General features: G+C 66.8%; 13 protein-coding genes and 2 tRNA genes. 2 read left to right on the plus strand and 13 right to left on the minus strand.

What is annotated here, in order from left to right; all coding sequences use genetic code 11:
* Positions 1-3: 3 nt before the first annotated feature.
* The 12 genes from ACFFJK_RS11730 to ACFFJK_RS11785 all read right to left on the minus strand — a co-directional run bounded on the left by ACFFJK_RS11730 (position 4) and on the right by ACFFJK_RS11785 (position 11880).
* Positions 4-1113, minus strand: coding sequence for a porin (locus ACFFJK_RS11730; RefSeq protein ID WP_379679331.1), 1110 nt, complete (start codon positions 1111-1113; stop codon positions 4-6).
* A 131-nt stretch (positions 1114-1244) separates the two neighbouring features.
* A complete protein-coding gene (locus tag ACFFJK_RS11735) occupies positions 1245-2606 on the minus strand; it encodes an MFS transporter (protein WP_379679333.1) in 1362 nt (453 codons plus the stop codon).
* Between the two features lie 35 nt (positions 2607-2641).
* The gene (locus ACFFJK_RS11740) at positions 2642-3934 is read right to left on the minus strand and encodes a benzoate/H(+) symporter BenE family transporter (protein WP_379679334.1); all 1293 of its coding nucleotides are present in this window, start codon (positions 3932-3934) and stop codon (positions 2642-2644) included.
* 159 nt (positions 3935-4093) lie between these two features.
* Positions 4094-5254, minus strand: coding sequence for an acetyltransferase domain-containing protein (locus ACFFJK_RS11745; protein ID WP_379679336.1), 1161 nt, complete (start codon positions 5252-5254; stop codon positions 4094-4096).
* A 30-nt stretch (positions 5255-5284) separates the two neighbouring features.
* Complete coding sequence (locus tag ACFFJK_RS11750) at positions 5285-7339, minus strand: TonB-dependent receptor (protein WP_379679337.1); 2055 nt, start codon at positions 7337-7339, stop codon at positions 5285-5287.
* Positions 7340-7444: 105 nt separating this feature from the next.
* Positions 7445-7870, minus strand: a complete 426-nt coding sequence (locus ACFFJK_RS11755; RefSeq protein ID WP_379679665.1) for a DoxX family protein — start codon at positions 7868-7870, stop codon at positions 7445-7447.
* A gap of 54 nt (positions 7871-7924) precedes the next feature.
* Entirely contained in the window at positions 7925-8641 is a 717-nt protein-coding gene (locus ACFFJK_RS11760; protein ID WP_379679338.1) for a YjjG family noncanonical pyrimidine nucleotidase, read from the minus strand.
* Positions 8642-8792: 151 nt separating this feature from the next.
* A tRNA-Ser gene (locus ACFFJK_RS11765) sits at positions 8793-8882 on the minus strand.
* Between the two features lie 433 nt (positions 8883-9315).
* Positions 9316-9405: transfer RNA gene (locus tag ACFFJK_RS11770), tRNA-Ser, on the minus strand.
* Positions 9406-9510: 105 nt separating this feature from the next.
* Positions 9511-10806, minus strand: a complete 1296-nt coding sequence (serS, locus tag ACFFJK_RS11775; protein WP_379679340.1) for a serine--tRNA ligase — start codon at positions 10804-10806, stop codon at positions 9511-9513.
* Positions 10807-10939: 133 nt separating this feature from the next.
* Positions 10940-11134: a hypothetical protein gene (locus tag ACFFJK_RS11780; RefSeq protein WP_379679341.1), complete on the minus strand. Its 195-nt coding sequence runs from the start codon at positions 11132-11134 to the stop codon at positions 10940-10942.
* Between the two features lie 212 nt (positions 11135-11346).
* Entirely contained in the window at positions 11347-11880 is a 534-nt protein-coding gene (locus ACFFJK_RS11785; RefSeq protein ID WP_379679342.1) for a hypothetical protein, read from the minus strand.
* A gap of 216 nt (positions 11881-12096) precedes the next feature.
* Here ACFFJK_RS11785 and ACFFJK_RS11790 point away from each other — a divergent pair, with 216 nt between their 5' ends.
* Positions 12097-12408 carry a winged helix-turn-helix domain-containing protein gene (locus ACFFJK_RS11790; protein ID WP_379679666.1) on the plus strand — a complete coding sequence of 104 codons (312 nt, stop codon included), beginning with the start codon at positions 12097-12099 and terminating at the stop codon, positions 12406-12408.
* On the opposite strand, the gene ACFFJK_RS11795 is transcribed toward ACFFJK_RS11790, so the two are convergent.
* Positions 12409-13713: a replication-associated recombination protein A gene (locus ACFFJK_RS11795; protein ID WP_379679344.1), complete on the minus strand. Its 1305-nt coding sequence runs from the start codon at positions 13711-13713 to the stop codon at positions 12409-12411. It lies immediately after the preceding gene.
* A gap of 193 nt (positions 13714-13906) precedes the next feature.
* Here ACFFJK_RS11795 and ACFFJK_RS11800 point away from each other — a divergent pair, with 193 nt between their 5' ends.
* Complete coding sequence (locus ACFFJK_RS11800) at positions 13907-14419, plus strand: hypothetical protein (protein WP_379679345.1); 513 nt, start codon at positions 13907-13909, stop codon at positions 14417-14419.
* Positions 14420-14454 lie beyond the last annotated feature (35 nt).

Genomic DNA, 14454 nt, shown 5'->3' on the forward strand with positions numbered 1-14454 from the left:
GCCTCAGAACGTGTGGCGTAGGCCCGCCATCACGCCGTTCTGCGCCCTGCCCGGCGCCACGGTGCCGCCGACGTCGAGCGCCACCGCGGCCGCGCCGTGGTTGTCCATGCGGCCCAGCGCCGCGTAGGCGGCGGTGCGCGGCGAGAACGCATACGTCAGGCGCGCGACGAACATGTTGGTGTCGTCGCCGGAATCCTTGACGTCGCGGCGCGCGATCTGCGCGTCCAGCGTCACGCGCGCCGCCAAGGGCCGGCTCACGCCGAGGTAGTACAGGTCCGATTCCGTCACCCCGGCAACGGCATCGGTCTTGCGAGCGATGACACCGGCGCCGAGCCTGGCGCTGCCCAGCATGGTCCAGCCGTTGACGGTGACGCGGCGGTCGAAGCGGTCGCTGCTGCTCAAGCCGCCCGCCGCCCCGGCGTTCCCCTGCAGCTTGTCGTAGGAGGCGTTCACGCCGAACGAGCGGGTCTCGTAGCCCAGCAGGGCCGTGACCTGGCGGCAGGCCTTCGAATCGTTCGCCACTTCGCCGCCGCAATTGGTGGCCGCCGGGCCGCCCGCCGACGACGCATCGCGCCCGAGGCTATAGGTGGCGCCCAGGGTCACGCCCTGGAAACTGCCCAGGTAGCCGACCGCGTTGTCGCTGCGCGCATTCGGCAGGTACGGGTCGATGCTGCTGATCGAGAACAGGTTCGGCCCCAGCACGTCGCTCTTCGCGGCGGCCAGGAAGGTCATGTTCGGGATGCGGCCGACCTGCAGCGTTCCCCATCCGCCCTTCAGGCCGACCCAGGCCTGGCGCCCGAACAGCCTGCCCCCCTGTCCGGAGGTGCCGCTGTCCGGATTGAAGCCGCCCTCGAGGGCGAACACGGCCGCCAGCCCGCCGCCCAGGTCCTCGCTGCCGCGAAAACCGATCCGCGAGGGCACGCTGCCCGTCAGCGAGGACACCCTGGTCGCCGCGTTCCCGGCGGCATCGGCGTTGGTGGTGCGGGCCACGGCCGTATCGACGATGCCGTACAGCGTGACCTGGGACTGCGCCGCGGCCGCGGCGCTCCACAGCCCGGACGCCAGCGCCGTCGCCAGCAAGGCGCCGAGCCGCTTGCTGTTTACTGCTTTCATACTGTCTCCTGTTGTGATCTGGATGGGTGAAGCGATGCGCCGTGCGCGCAGGCGCCGCTCCCCGCGGGAAGCGGCGGCTCGGCACTTGCGGCTTGCCGGCCCCGGACCGGTTCGGCCCGGAGCGCGGGCGCTCAGGCCTTGGAGGCCTCTGCCAGCTTGGGGTTGGGCGCCGGCGGGGAGGCCGATGCGGCAGCCGAGCGGCCCGGGCGGATACAGGCGACGGCGATGGCGGCAATCACCGCCGGGATCGCGATGGCCAGGAAGTTGTGCTGCAGCGGCAGCGCCATGCCGACCAGCGTGCCGATCACGATCGGCGCCAGGATGGCGCCGCTGCGGCCCACGCCCGAGGCCCAGCCGATGCCGGTCGAGCGGATCGCCATCGGGTAGTACTGGCCGGCATAGGCATAGGTGACGATCTGGGTGCCGATGGTCGAGGCGCCGGCCAGGCCGACCAGCAGGAACAGCACCGGCGTGGGCACTTTGTAGCCCAGCAGCGTGATCGATACGGCCGCCAGTGCATACATTGCCACCAGCACGTACTTGATGTTGAAGCGGTCCGCCAGCCAGCCCCCGCCGACCGCGCCGATGACGGCGCCGAAGTTCAGCACCAGCACGAAGGTCAGGGCCGAGCCCAGGCTGTAGCCGGCGCCGGCCATCAGTTTCGCCAGCCAGGAGCTGAGCGCGTACACCATGAACAGGCACATGAAGAAGGCGATCCAGAACATGATCGTGGAAAAGCTGCGTCCATCCTGGAACAGCTTGCCGATCGGCGCGCCCTCGGCGCGGTCGGCCACGGGCAGCGTGTAGCTGTCGCCGGCTTGCGCGCGGTAGGACGGATCCATGCCGGACAGGATCTTCTGCAACTCCGCGTGGCGGTTCTGGCGGATCAGGAAAGGCATCGATTCCGGCAGGCTTTTCAGGATGAAGGGAATCAGGACGACCGGCACGCCGGCAGCCAGGAACACCGATTGCCAGCCGTGCGCTTCGATCAGCCCCTTGCCCAGCAGGGCCGCCAGCATGCCGCCGACGGCATAGCCGCTGAACATCAGGGTGACCATGGTCGAGCGGATGCGCTTGGGCGAGTATTCCGTCATCTGCGCGACGACGTTCGGCATCACCCCGCCGATGCCCAGGCCCGCCAGGAAACGCATGATACTGAAGGTGTACGGGTCGGTGGCCAGGCCTGCCGCCGCCGTGAAGACGCTGAACAGCGCCAGGCAGATGACGATGGCGAGCTTGCGGCCGATCTTGTCGGCGATGGTGCCGAGGAAGATGGCGCCGAACATCATCCCGAACAGCGCCGAGCTGACCATGAAGCCGGCATCCTGGGCGCTCACGCCCATCTCCGCCATGATCGAGGGCAGCGCAATGCCAGCCACCGCCAGGTCGTAGCCGTCGCAGATGATGATGATGGCGCACCAGGCCAGGATGCCGGCGTGGAAGCGGTTGAAGCTGGCCGCGTCGGCCATCTTGTGTACGTCGATGTGTCGCATGCTGTGAGTCTCCTTTGATTGTCAGTCTTGTGTGTTCAGGTCTTCGCCTGCTTGTCTGCCGCCCTGCCCGCCGCCGGACCGTGCAATATCCGGCACGCCGCGATCCCGATCACGACGCCCCAGAACGCCGCGCCGAGCCCGAGGAAGCTCATGCCGGACGCGGTGGCGACGAAGGTGATCAGAGAAGCTTCGCGGTGGTCCTGGGCCGCCAGCATGGCGCCGAGGTTGGCGAGGATGGGGCCGAGCAGCGCCAGGCCGGCCAGCGCCGCGACGAGTTCCTTCGGCAGCGCCGCGAACAGCATCACGATCGAGCCGCCGAACAGGCCGGCGAGCAGGTAGAAGGCGCCGTTGGCCAGGCCCGCGACATAGCGCCGGCGCGGGTCTTCGTGGGCCTCGCGTCCGGTGCACATGGCGGCCGTGATCGCCGCGATGGCGATGGTGATCCCGCCGGTGAAGGCGACGGCGAGCGAGGCCAGGCTGCTGGTGACGATCACGGGCCGCACCGGCGTATCGTAGCCGGATTGCTTGAGTACCGTCATGCCCGGCAGGTACTGGCCGGTGAGCGTGACCAGCACCAGCGGCAGCGCCAGGCTGAAGATCGCCGACCAGCTCCAGGCGGGCTCGATGAAGACCGGCACCACGAACTGCAGGTCCAGTCCGGTGAAGCGGGTCGCGCCCGACAGCCAGGCGATCAGCGTCCCGCTGGCGAGCAGCAGCGCGACGCAGTAGCGCGGCGAGCTGCGCTTGAACACGAGATAGGCGCCGATCATGCCCAGCACCAGCAGCGGCATCGTCGCGACACCCTTGAACGCGTTCATCCCGAACGGAACCAGGATGCCCGCCATCATGCCGCTGGCCACGCCGGGCGGCACCCAGCCCGAGACGCGCTCCATCCAGCCCGACATGCCGATCGCCAGCAGGATGGTCGCGGCGACCAGGTAGGCGCCTACCGCTTCGTTGACGGACAAGCCGGGAAACAGGGTGATCAGGAGCGCGGTGCCCGGGGCCGACCACGCGGTGATGACCGGCGCCTTCAGGCGCCAACTCAGGTAGATGCCGGCCACGCCGGCGCCGATCGAGATGCCCCAGACCCAGGAGGCGAACATGGTGGCCGAAACCTGCCCCGCCTCGGCGGCCTGGTAGAAGATGGCGAGCGGGCCGGAGAACGACACCAGGACCGCAAGGAAACCGGCCACGATCGCGGGCAGCAGCGATGCCGCAGCTGCCGGCTCCGTGTGTGGCGGCGCGTGGTCCGCGATGGCTGCGGCGTGCGTGCCGGGATGCGCCGTACTGCCAGCGTCCGAACGTGGTTGACCTTCAGCCTGCATGTCGTCTCCGCTACTGTTTTGTGGAATTCGCCATCGCAGGCGCTTCCTTCATTGCAGCGTAGATAACTCAGGCGGCCGCGTCCAACACTGAATTGGTATCCAGTTCATACCCGCAGGGTATGGTTGAGAAGCGCTTCCAGGTGCGGGACGGTTGCGGCGCTACAGGTACTTCAGCCAGGCGATATCGCGGCGCCTTGCCTTGAGCGCCGCAAAGGCCCGCACCGCCGGGAACAGGGCCACGGCCAGGGCCAGCGTGAGCGCCCAGACCGGCCAGACGGCGTCGAAGCGCACGCCCTCGCCATGCACGGCATTGGCAGCGAGCAGGAGCAGTTTCAGCGCATACAGGTGCAGGATGTAGAAGAACATCGGCGCCGAACCGAGCACCGCCAGCTTGTGCACGAGCGCGCCCTGGCGGCGCTCCAGGGCCACCAGAAGCAGCAGGCCCAGCCCCAGCGTCAGCGCCGCGAACAGCAGCGAGGGCGGGTACTTCGTCACGTTGAAGAAGCTCATCGCGGTCTCGGATGCCGATGCGGCGGCGACCCACGGGCGGTCGCCGTAGACGTTCGCCCAGCGCAGCAGCACGAAGCCGGCCAGCAGCGCCGCCGCCCATCCCAGCAGCTTGCGCCGGCGCGCTTGCGGCGGCGTAGCGGCGCCGAACCACGGGCCGCAGGCATAGCCGAGGCAGATGATCCCGATCCAGGGCAGGACCGGGTAGGAAGTGCGCAGGCGCAGCGTGTTCCCGACCTCCAGCCAGCCGCGCTCGTGCAGCACGGCCCACACGGCATGCAGGGGATGGCCGGCTGCGAATCCGACCGGGTCGAGCAGGTTGTGCCCGGCGACGATCGACAATCCCAGTGCGACCAGGGCCACGCGCGGCAGGCGCACCAGCGCCGCCAATGCCATCATCGACAGGCCGATGGCCCAGATCACCTGCAGGTAGATCACCTGCGGCGGAAAGGTCCCGGTCCAGGCGAAGTTGATGACGGTGAGTTCCAGCACGACCAGGAACAGGCCGCGCTTGAACAGGAAGCCGGCTGCGGCCGCCACCGGGTCCGGCTGGCGGGCGCCGTACAGGAAGGCGGACAGGCCGGTGAGGAAGACGAACACCGGCGCGCACAGGTGCGCGATCAGGCGCGAGACGAACAGCGGGCCGGACGTCGCCGCCACGTCCATCGGGTCGGACACCTGCAGGTGCAGCAGGAAGGTCTCGCGCACATGGTCGGCGAGCATGAACACCATCACCAGGCCGCGCAGCGCGTCGATGCCGAGGATCCGGCGCTGCGGCAGCGCTAGCGCGGTCTGGTTCACTGTTTGATGCATGGGTGCTTTCTTGCCGGTTTCTCTATTCGATTACAGCTTCACGTTGAGCGAGAGGTAGACGGCTCGCCCCGCCCCCGCCGAGAACATCGGTTGGGCATCGCCCGCCGGCCAGAAGAAGTTGTCGTACCAGGCGTAGTCGTATCGGCGGCCGGCCAGGTTCCTGAGCTGGACATCGACACTGGTGCGCTGCGAGAGCCGGTGGCGCAGGCTGGCGTCGAACAGGACGAATCCGCCGAACTTGCCCGCGGCATTCGGACTGTCGATGAAATAGCTGCCCTGCGCGCGTCCCTGCAGCCCGAAGCGCCAGGCGTCGGAGGCGTGATAGTCGGCGCTGACATTGGTGATGTAGCGCGGCGTGGAGAACACTTCCTTGCCCGCCAGGGATACCCCGTCGGCCGTGAAGGCGCTGACCACTTCCGCCTTTTGCAGCGAGTGCGAGAAGGACAGGTCGAGTTTTTCCGTCGCCCGCCCCGAGAGCTGGAAGTCGGCACCTTTCCTGCGCGTCTGGCCCAGGCCGACCGCCGTGCCGGTGGCTGGCATGTTGGCCACTTCCCCGGTCGCGTCCTGCTGCCAGGCGGCCAGGCGCATGCTGGCCCCGGGCACGGGCTTGAACTTGATGCCGAGCTCCTTGCCGGTGTTGATCGACGGCGCAAAGGCGGCCTGGCCGGGCACCAGGTAGGCCGGCGCGCCCGATCCGGTCAGGATCTGGAACGTGCGCCCCCAGTTGGCATACAGGCTCAGGTCCTGCCTGGGGCTGTAGACCATGCTCAGCTTGGGCTGCCTGATCCAGCCGTAGTCCTGCAGCCCCGCCGGCACGCCGTTCGCGTTCGCCACGTGCTCGCCGGAGAAGCGGTCGATGCGATAGCCCGGGATGATCTTGAGCGCATCGAACGGCTTGAAGACCGCCTGCACGTAGGCGCCGACATTGTCCAGGCTGTAGCGGTCGTCGTTCTGGGTCGCAGCCGGCGTACCGAAGTCGCTCGGGACGGCGAAGCGGTAACGATGGCGGCGGTAGCGGTTGTCCTGGCGCTCGGTGTTGGCGCCGCCTTCGATCGTCACCCGGTCGCCGGCGCGCCAGGTTAGCGTGCTCATGAAGCCGAGCTGCTCCTCGTTCCAGATGCGGCGCTGGCGCGGCGCGGTGCCTGCCGGGTTGCTGGTGAAGGTCACGCGGCGGTCGTCGTCGTAGCTGTTGAAGTAAAACCTGTTGCTGAGGTATGCGTCCGGCGTGAGCTGCCAGTCCAGGTGCACGCTGGCGTGCCGCATGTCGCGTTCGCTCACGTCATTGGCATTCTTCGCCGGCGACTGGCGGCGGTCGGCAGCCATCTCCCCTGCGGTCAGGAAGCCCGGCTCCTCGGCCTTGTGGCGGTAGGTGCGCAGCACCAGCCCGGCCTTGAGCGCCTTGTCGGCCGAGCTCACGAACCACTTGGCACCGGCCGAGTATTTGTCGGAATCGCTGTGGTCGCGGTAGCCTGCCGAATCCTGCTTGGCGAAGAAGTAGTTCTGCGCGACGCCGCCGGCCTCGCGGCCCACGGCGAGCTGGAGTTCCCGGGTGGCGAAGCTGCCGACGGTAAAGCGCCCGTCCGTGTAGTTGCCACCCTGGCGGGTGCCGAAGTTGATGTTGCCGCCAATATTGTGCAGCCCGTAGCGCGGATCGTTGGTGCCGCGCACGACTTCGATGTAATCGACGTCCAGCGGGAAGACCATGTCGATGAAGCGCTGGTTGCCGCTGTTGACGTTGCTGGGAATCCCGTCGATCAGGACCTTGATGCCATTGATATAGCCTTCGCCGTTGAAGGCGCGGAAGGTCGCCTTGCCGGATTCGGCGCCCATGCGGGTCTCGGTCAGCTGGATGCCCGGCAGCTGGCCGATGAGCTCCCAGCTGTTGGCGACGTTCTTGTCCTCGACCTTGTCGGCGCCCAGGATGTCGACCGAGCTCAGGATGCTGGTGGACGACAAGACGCCTGCATCGCGCTGGGCATTGATGCGGACCTCACCAATGACCATCACCGGGTCGGCGGCGTGGGCGCAGGTAGCGGACAAAGGTAGAACGGATGCCAGCAGCATCGACAGGGAGCTTCGTTTCATGGAGGGGGACCTTTGCACGGCGCAATGAAATCAGTCGATAATGATAATGCATTATCGTTAGAAGCTCAACCGGTGCCCTGGGGCTGCCCTGCCCTGTCGTTGCCCTCAGTTGAAGCGCCCGCCGGCGCCGCCCATGCTGTAGCGTCCGGCGCCCAGCAGCGCCACCGCCACGCTGGTGGCCAGGAACATCCCCTGCAGTTCGAGCGCCCAGCCGCCCGTCGGCGACAGCGAGAACAGTTCGCGGGTGTGCGCCAGCAGGATGGCGACCACCATGTTGATGGCGACCACCCAGGCCGCCAGCCGGGTCATCACCCCGACCAGGATCAGCAGCGGCGCCACGATTTCGCCGACATACACAAGATAGGCCAGCTCCGCCGGCAGGCCGTGCCGCCCCAGCATGCCGGCGATGCCGCTCACGCCGCCGAACAGCTTGGACACGCCGTGCAACAGGATCAGGATGCCGAGCGCCAGCCGCAGGACCAGCTTGCCGGCGTCGTCCGACGCAAATCCCCCTTTCGATGCCCTGGCCATCATGTCCTCCCTGTCGTGGCCTGGCCGGCGCGCGGCGCGCGCCGTCGGCCTATTTTATCCCTGTGCCGGTGCGGCGAGCGCCAGCCCTGCCAGCGAGGGCACCACGTCGCGCAGCCTGGCCACTTCGCAGCTGGGAATCGCCGCCGAGTCGTTGACGGCCTGGCCGGGGTTGAACCAGCAGCTGTCGATGCCGAACCTGTTGGCGCCGAGGATGTCGGCATCGAGCCGGTCGCCGACGATGACGACCTCCTCCTTCGCGCAGGCCTTGGCCATCGCGGCGCTGTAGGCGAAGAAGCGGCTGTCGGGCTTGGCGAAGCCGCAGGCTTCGGAAGTCGCGATGAAGGAGATGCAGGGGCCGAGCCCGGAACTGGCGATGCGGCGGCGCTGGATCTGGTCGACGCCGTTGGTGATGATGCCCAGTTCGCCGATGCCTGCGAGGGTCTCGCACAGGGCCGCGGCGCCCTCGACCAGCACGACCGCGTCGGCCAGGGACTCGAGGTAAAGGACGCTGGCCGCTTGCGGGTCCAGGTCCAGGCCGTTCTCATGGAAAGTCTTGCGGAAGCGTTCGACCTTGAGGAATTCCTTGGAGACGGTCCCGGCCTCGAAGCCGCGCCACAGCGCGACGTTGATCGCCTGGTATTGCAGGAACAGGGAATCGATGCCGTCGCGCAGGCCGAGTGCTCCTATCGTCCTCGCAAAAGACAGTTTCTCGGACGCCTTGAAATCGAGCAGCGTGTCGTCCAGGTCAAAGAGGAATAGGCGGTGTTTCACGGGAGAGATTGGTTGCTGCGGGGGTTGCATACTAGCATGGGCGAGCCCGGTTCCACGCGCGAGGTCCTATGCGGGGGTGCCTGTCATGGACCTTGTTTGTCTCTGTCCGAAAACAAGAAAGGCTCCCGCTGGGAGCCTTTCTTGTTACTACTGGCGGAGAGGGTGGGATTCGAACCCACGGTACGGTCACCCGTACGCCTGATTTCGAGTCAGGTACATTCGACCACTCTGCCACCTCTCCTGAATCGGTGCTGCGTGGTCGCGTAAGCGAGGCCGCATTATAGCGGGTGTTTGGCGTTTCGGGAAGATTAAATGTGTTCCGGGAGCAAAATGCGGAAGGCGGTGGGCAAGCGACGTGAAAGCGAACAGGGCTCCGTTGAGGGGCCCTGTTCGCGGTGGGATTCGCCCACGTGCCGCGGGCCGCCCTCGCGCAAGCATGCGCGAGGCTTCGAATCCCACACGCAGAGCCCGCAGGGGAGACGGTGGATGCAAACGTCAAAGCGAACAGGGCCCCGTTGAGGGGCCCTGTTCGCGGTGGGATTCGCCCACGTGCCGCGGGCCGCCCTCGCGCAAGCATGCGCGAGGCTTCGAATCCCACACGCAAGGTCCTCAGGACCTTGCTCCTCTCCGCCCGCAAATGAAAAAGGCTCCCGGTGGGAGCCTTTTTCATTTACTGGCGGAGAGGGTGGGATTCGAACCCACGGTACGGTCACCCGTACGCCTGATTTCGAGTCAGGTACATTCGACCACTCTGCCACCTCTCCTAAATCGGTGTTGCGGTCGCTGCAAGAGACACGCATTATAGCGATGCTCCTGCGAAAACGGAAGAGCAAATTCAGCCTGTGCGCAAAAATCTGCTCCCGCGAAAATCAGGCCGTCGGCGCCAGGCGCTCCAGCCCGCCCATGTACGGGCGCAGCACTTCCGGGATGATCACGCTGCCGTCGGCCTGCTGGTAGTTTTCCAGCACCGCCACCAGGGTACGGCCCACCGCCAGGCCGGAGCCGTTCAGGGTGTGCAGCAGTTCCGGCTTGCCGGCCGCGTTGCGGAAACGGGCCTGCATGCGGCGCGCCTGGAAGGCTTCGCAGTTCGACAGCGAGGAGATCTCGCGGTAGGTGTTCTGTGCCGGCAGCCACACTTCGAGGTCGTAGGTCTTGGCGCTTGAAAAGCCCATGTCGCCGGTGCACAGCTGCATCACGCGGTACGGCAGGCCCAGCGAGGTCAGGATGAACTCGGCCTGGCCGACCATCTCTTCCAGCGCCGCGTACGAAGCTTCCGGGTGCACCACCTGTACCAGCTCGACCTTGTCGAACTGGTGCTGGCGGATCATGCCGCGGGTATCGCGGCCGTAGCTGCCGGCTTCCGAGCGGAAGCACGGGGTGTGGGCGGTCATCCTGATCGGCAGCTGGTCCAGCGCCACGATCTCGTCGCGCACCACGTTGGTCAGCGAGACTTCCGAGGTCGGGATCAGGTAGAAGTTCTCGCCCTCGCCCTCCGCGCCGCCTTTCTTCACCGAGAACAGGTCGGCTTCGAACTTCGGCAACTGGCCGGTACCGCGCAGCGAATCGGCGTTGACCATGTACGGGGTGTAGCACTCGGTATAGCCGTGCTGGCCGGTGTGGGTGTCGAGCATGTACTGCGCCAGCGCGCGGTGCAGGCGAGCCATGCCGCCCTTCATCATCGAGAAGCGCGAGCCGGTCAGCTTGGTCGCGGTGTCGAAGTCCAGGCCCAGCTTTTCGCCGATGTCGACGTGGTCCTTCACTTCGAAATCGAAGCTGCGCGGGGCGCCGACCTTGCGCACCTCGACGTTGCCCGATTCATCGAGGCCTTGCGGCGTGCTTTCGTGCGGCAGGTTCGGCACCGCTTCGATGAAGCGCGCCATGTTCTCCTGCACCTTGGCGAGCGCCACTTCGTTGGCCTTCAGCTCGTCGCCCAGGCCGGCCACTTCCGCCATCACGGCCGTGGTGTCTTCGCCCTTGCCCTTCATCATGCCGATCTGCTTGGACAGCGAGTTGCGCTTGCCCTGCAGTTCCTCGGTGCGCGTCTGGATCGCCTTGCGTTCGGCTTCGAGGGCGTTGAAGGCGGCCACGTCGAGCTGGAACTTGCGGGTCGCCAGGCGCGCGGCGACGGTGTCGATGTCTTTGCGGAGAAGTTGAATGTCAATCATGTCGGGTTGGGCTTGCGTATGTCGAAAACACAATTGTACCAAGCCGGCAGCCGCGATTAACCAGATTCCTTTGCGAGATTCGGCAATGACCGCTTCTTTAGCGCGCCGGGCCGCTCGCCTGCCCTCCCCGCCATTACTTCAGGCCGGCTTTTTCGGCTGGGCTCAGCCGCGGCGCCTTGACCACGACCACGTGCACGGTCGAATCGACCAGGATTCCGGCAGGCTCCACGACCTGGACCGGACGCGCGGCGGCGGTGGCATAGCTGGCCACCAGGCCCAGTGCGGTAGCGGCCAGGAAGATGGCTTCGAAGTTCTTGCGGATGTTCATTTGGTGCTCCTTCAGGTCGGAAGAGATTCGCGGAAGCGATTCGGTATGCTGGGACTTTACCGACCGGCCCCGCGCGCCGCCACCGGCTTGCGATGAAGCGCACAAAACACGGGGCAGGATGCGCAAAGCGCGGACTGGCCGCACGAAACCGGCGCGTTGGGCGATCTTGGGCGATGTTGTGCGAAGCAGGGTCCGGCACAGCGCCCGAGGGCTTAGCGCCTGCGCAGGGACAGCAGCAGTTTGGCGGTGTACAACACGATCAGCGTGCCGGCCAGGTCGCCGCTGGCCATGACCATGAAGCCCTCGAGCAGGCCTTCGCGCTGCCCCTGCAGGAAGAACCAGAGATGGTGCAGCGCCGGACTGGACACCGAGAACGCCAGCGCGCAACCGAGCAGCTGCCACGGCCCCAGCCCCGCCAGCGAGGCCTTGACCCCGCCAGCGATCAGGGCGCGGTACACCAGGTAGGGAGCGAGCGCGGCGAGGATGCCGCCGGCGAAGGCACGGAGCGGGTCGTTGGGGAAGAAGTAGAAAAAGGAGATGAGCCAGGAGGCGGCGAGGATGCCGAGCGCGCCGGCTTCCGCGAACAGCAGCGTGCACAGCAGGCGTACGCCGGCGGGCAGGTAGATCCAGCTGATGCCGGGAGCAAACTCCATGTAGGCGAACAGCAGCTCGTTCAGGCCGATGGCCGCGAGGAACAGGACGGCCGTTCCCGCGCCCATGGCAAGCTTCATCTGCATATCGGACATGACTTGGGGCGCGAGGTAGGATAAGCTTTGCTTCTTCAACGCAAGATTATATCAGCTAATGTTATACCGCGAACAACACTCCGTCCTGCCCAGCCGCTTCCTGGCCATGTCCGGGAACGATGCCGTGCGCGCTGTCGTGTGTGTTGCCGTGGGAGGAGGACGGCCGTGAGCAAACCCACGCGCCCTGCCGACATCTACCTGCGTTTCCTGAACCTGATGGATGCGCTGCGCGCCCTTCCCACCCTGCCGCCGCTCGACCCGCTCGAAGAGCGCATCCTGGCCGTGGTGGGCCGCGCGCGCCAGAGCGAAAAGCGCCTGAGCGTGCGCGACCTGATGGCCCAGGAACAGCTGGGCGCGCCGGCGACCATCCACACCCGCATCAAGTCGATGCGCAGCAAGGGCTGGCTGGTCCTGACCGATACCGAGGACAGCCGCCGCAAGCAGGTCGACCTGACCCCGGCCGCCCTGGCCTATTTCGACGAACTGTCCGGCCTCATGCTCAAGGCCGCCAAGGGCGGCCAAGGGTAACTAAGCACCCTTCGCATCCTCGTCGAGGCTGCGCAGGAAAGCGAGCTTCTCGGCGATCTTCGACTCCACCCCGCGCGGCACCGGCTGGTACCAGCCCGGTTCGCGCATCCCTTCCGGCAAATAGGTTTCGCCGGCCGCATAGGCGTGCGGCTCGTCGTGCGCGTAGCGGTATTCGTGGCCGTAGCCGAGTTCCTTCATCAGTTTTGTCGGCGCGTTGCGCAGGTGGACCGGCACCTCGCGCGACTTGTCCTTCTTCACGTGCGCCATGGCCGCATTGAAGGCGTTGTAGCCGGCATTGCTCTTGGCCGCGATGGCCAGGTAGATCACCGCCTGCCCCAGCGCCAGCTCGCCTTCGGGCGAACCGAGGCGCTCGTAGGTGGTGGCGGCGTCGTTCGCGATCTGCAGCGCGCGCGGGTCGGCCAGGCCGATGTCTTCCCAGGCCATGCGCACGATGCGGCGCGACAGGTACTTGGCGTCGGCGCCGCCGTCGAGCATGCGGCACAGCCAGTACAGCGCCGCGTCCGGGTGCGAGCCGCGCACCGACTTGTGCAGGGCCGAGATCTGGTCGTAGAAGTTGTCGCCGCCCTTGTCGAAGCGGCGCGCGTTGAGCGTCAGCGCGTTTTCGACGAATTCCGCGGTGATGGTGGTGACGCCCGAGGTATCGGCCGAGGTCTTGGTCTGCTCCAGCAAGTTGAGGAAGCGGCGCGCGTCGCCATCCGCGTAACCGACCAGGGTGTCGACCGCGACGTCCTCGAACTTCAGGTGCTGCAGCACGCGCTCCTGGGCCCGTTTCAATAGCTGGCGCATCTCGTCATCAAGCAGCGCCTTCAGTACGTAGACCTGCGAGCGCGACAGCAGCGCGGAATTCACCTCGAACGAGGGGTTCTCGGTGGTGGCGCCGATCAGCGTCACCAGGCCCGATTCCACGAAGGGCAGCAAGGCGTCCTGCTGCGACTTGTTGAAGCGGTGGATCTCGTCGATGAACAGGATGGTGTGCTTGCCCTGCTGCAGGTAGTGCTCGGCCTGCTCGACCGCGGCACGGATGTCCTTCACGCCCGAGAGCACGGCCGACAGGGCGATGAACTCGCAGTCGAACGCATACGCCGTGAGGCGCGCCAGCGTGGTCTTGCCCACGCCCGGCGGGCCCCACAGGATCATCGAGTGCGGCTTGCCGGATTTGAACACCAGGTTGAGCGGCTTGCCGGGGCCGAGCAGGTGGCTCTGGCCGATGACTTCGTCGATGGTGCGCGGGCGCAGTGCTTCGGCCAGCGGCGGCGCGGGTTCGGTCTTGAACAGGTCATCCACGGCAATCTCCAGTGGCGCGTGGCGCGGGGAGCAAGGTAAAGAACTGATGGTTGTGCATGTGCTTAGTGTAGCCGATGCGCTGCGCCGAAGTGGGCTGCATGGAGCCTGACGGGGCCGGACGGTGCTTATAATGCCGTGTTTCCATAACGGAGTCGCAGCATGAGCAAGTCAGCGCCGGTCCTGATGATCCAGGATGTCTGGTTCCGCTGGACCAAGGCATCGCGCCGCCCCGGACGCCGGGGCGCGGCTGGCGGTGCCGCGCGTGCATGCGCTTCCCCAGCTGACCGGGGACGGGACGATCCGTCACGAAGTAATGGTGCTGGAATCCGAGGATTTCGTGCCGCTGCACCGGGTCCGGACGCTGCGTGACCCGGCCTGGGACCAGGACACGCCGCTACGGCCCGACAACCTGCGGGTGCGGCGCGTGGGCGACGGCTTCGCCGTGACCCTGCTGCGCCCCTGGGACGGCATGCTCACCACGAGGTGGCCGGCCTGGCTGCCCTCGCCCCTGTTCGAGGGCGGGCTCGGCGACGCCGTGCGGATCGACTGGAACGGGCGCTTCCGGTCCTCGCTGTTCGGCTCCAATCGCTCCTACTTCTACGAGGAGCACACGGTCTGGGTCACCCTGCAGGCCGCGCCGACGGATTCGACTTTCCTCACGCTCGCGCCCACCAAGCACATCGACCTGCGCACCACGATCTACTGAGCCCCGGGCCAGCCGCCGGACCCGGGCTTTCCGAG

Source organism: Massilia consociata (genome assembly GCF_042432755.1).
Lineage (GTDB): Bacteria > Pseudomonadota > Gammaproteobacteria > Burkholderiales > Burkholderiaceae_D > Telluria > Telluria consociata.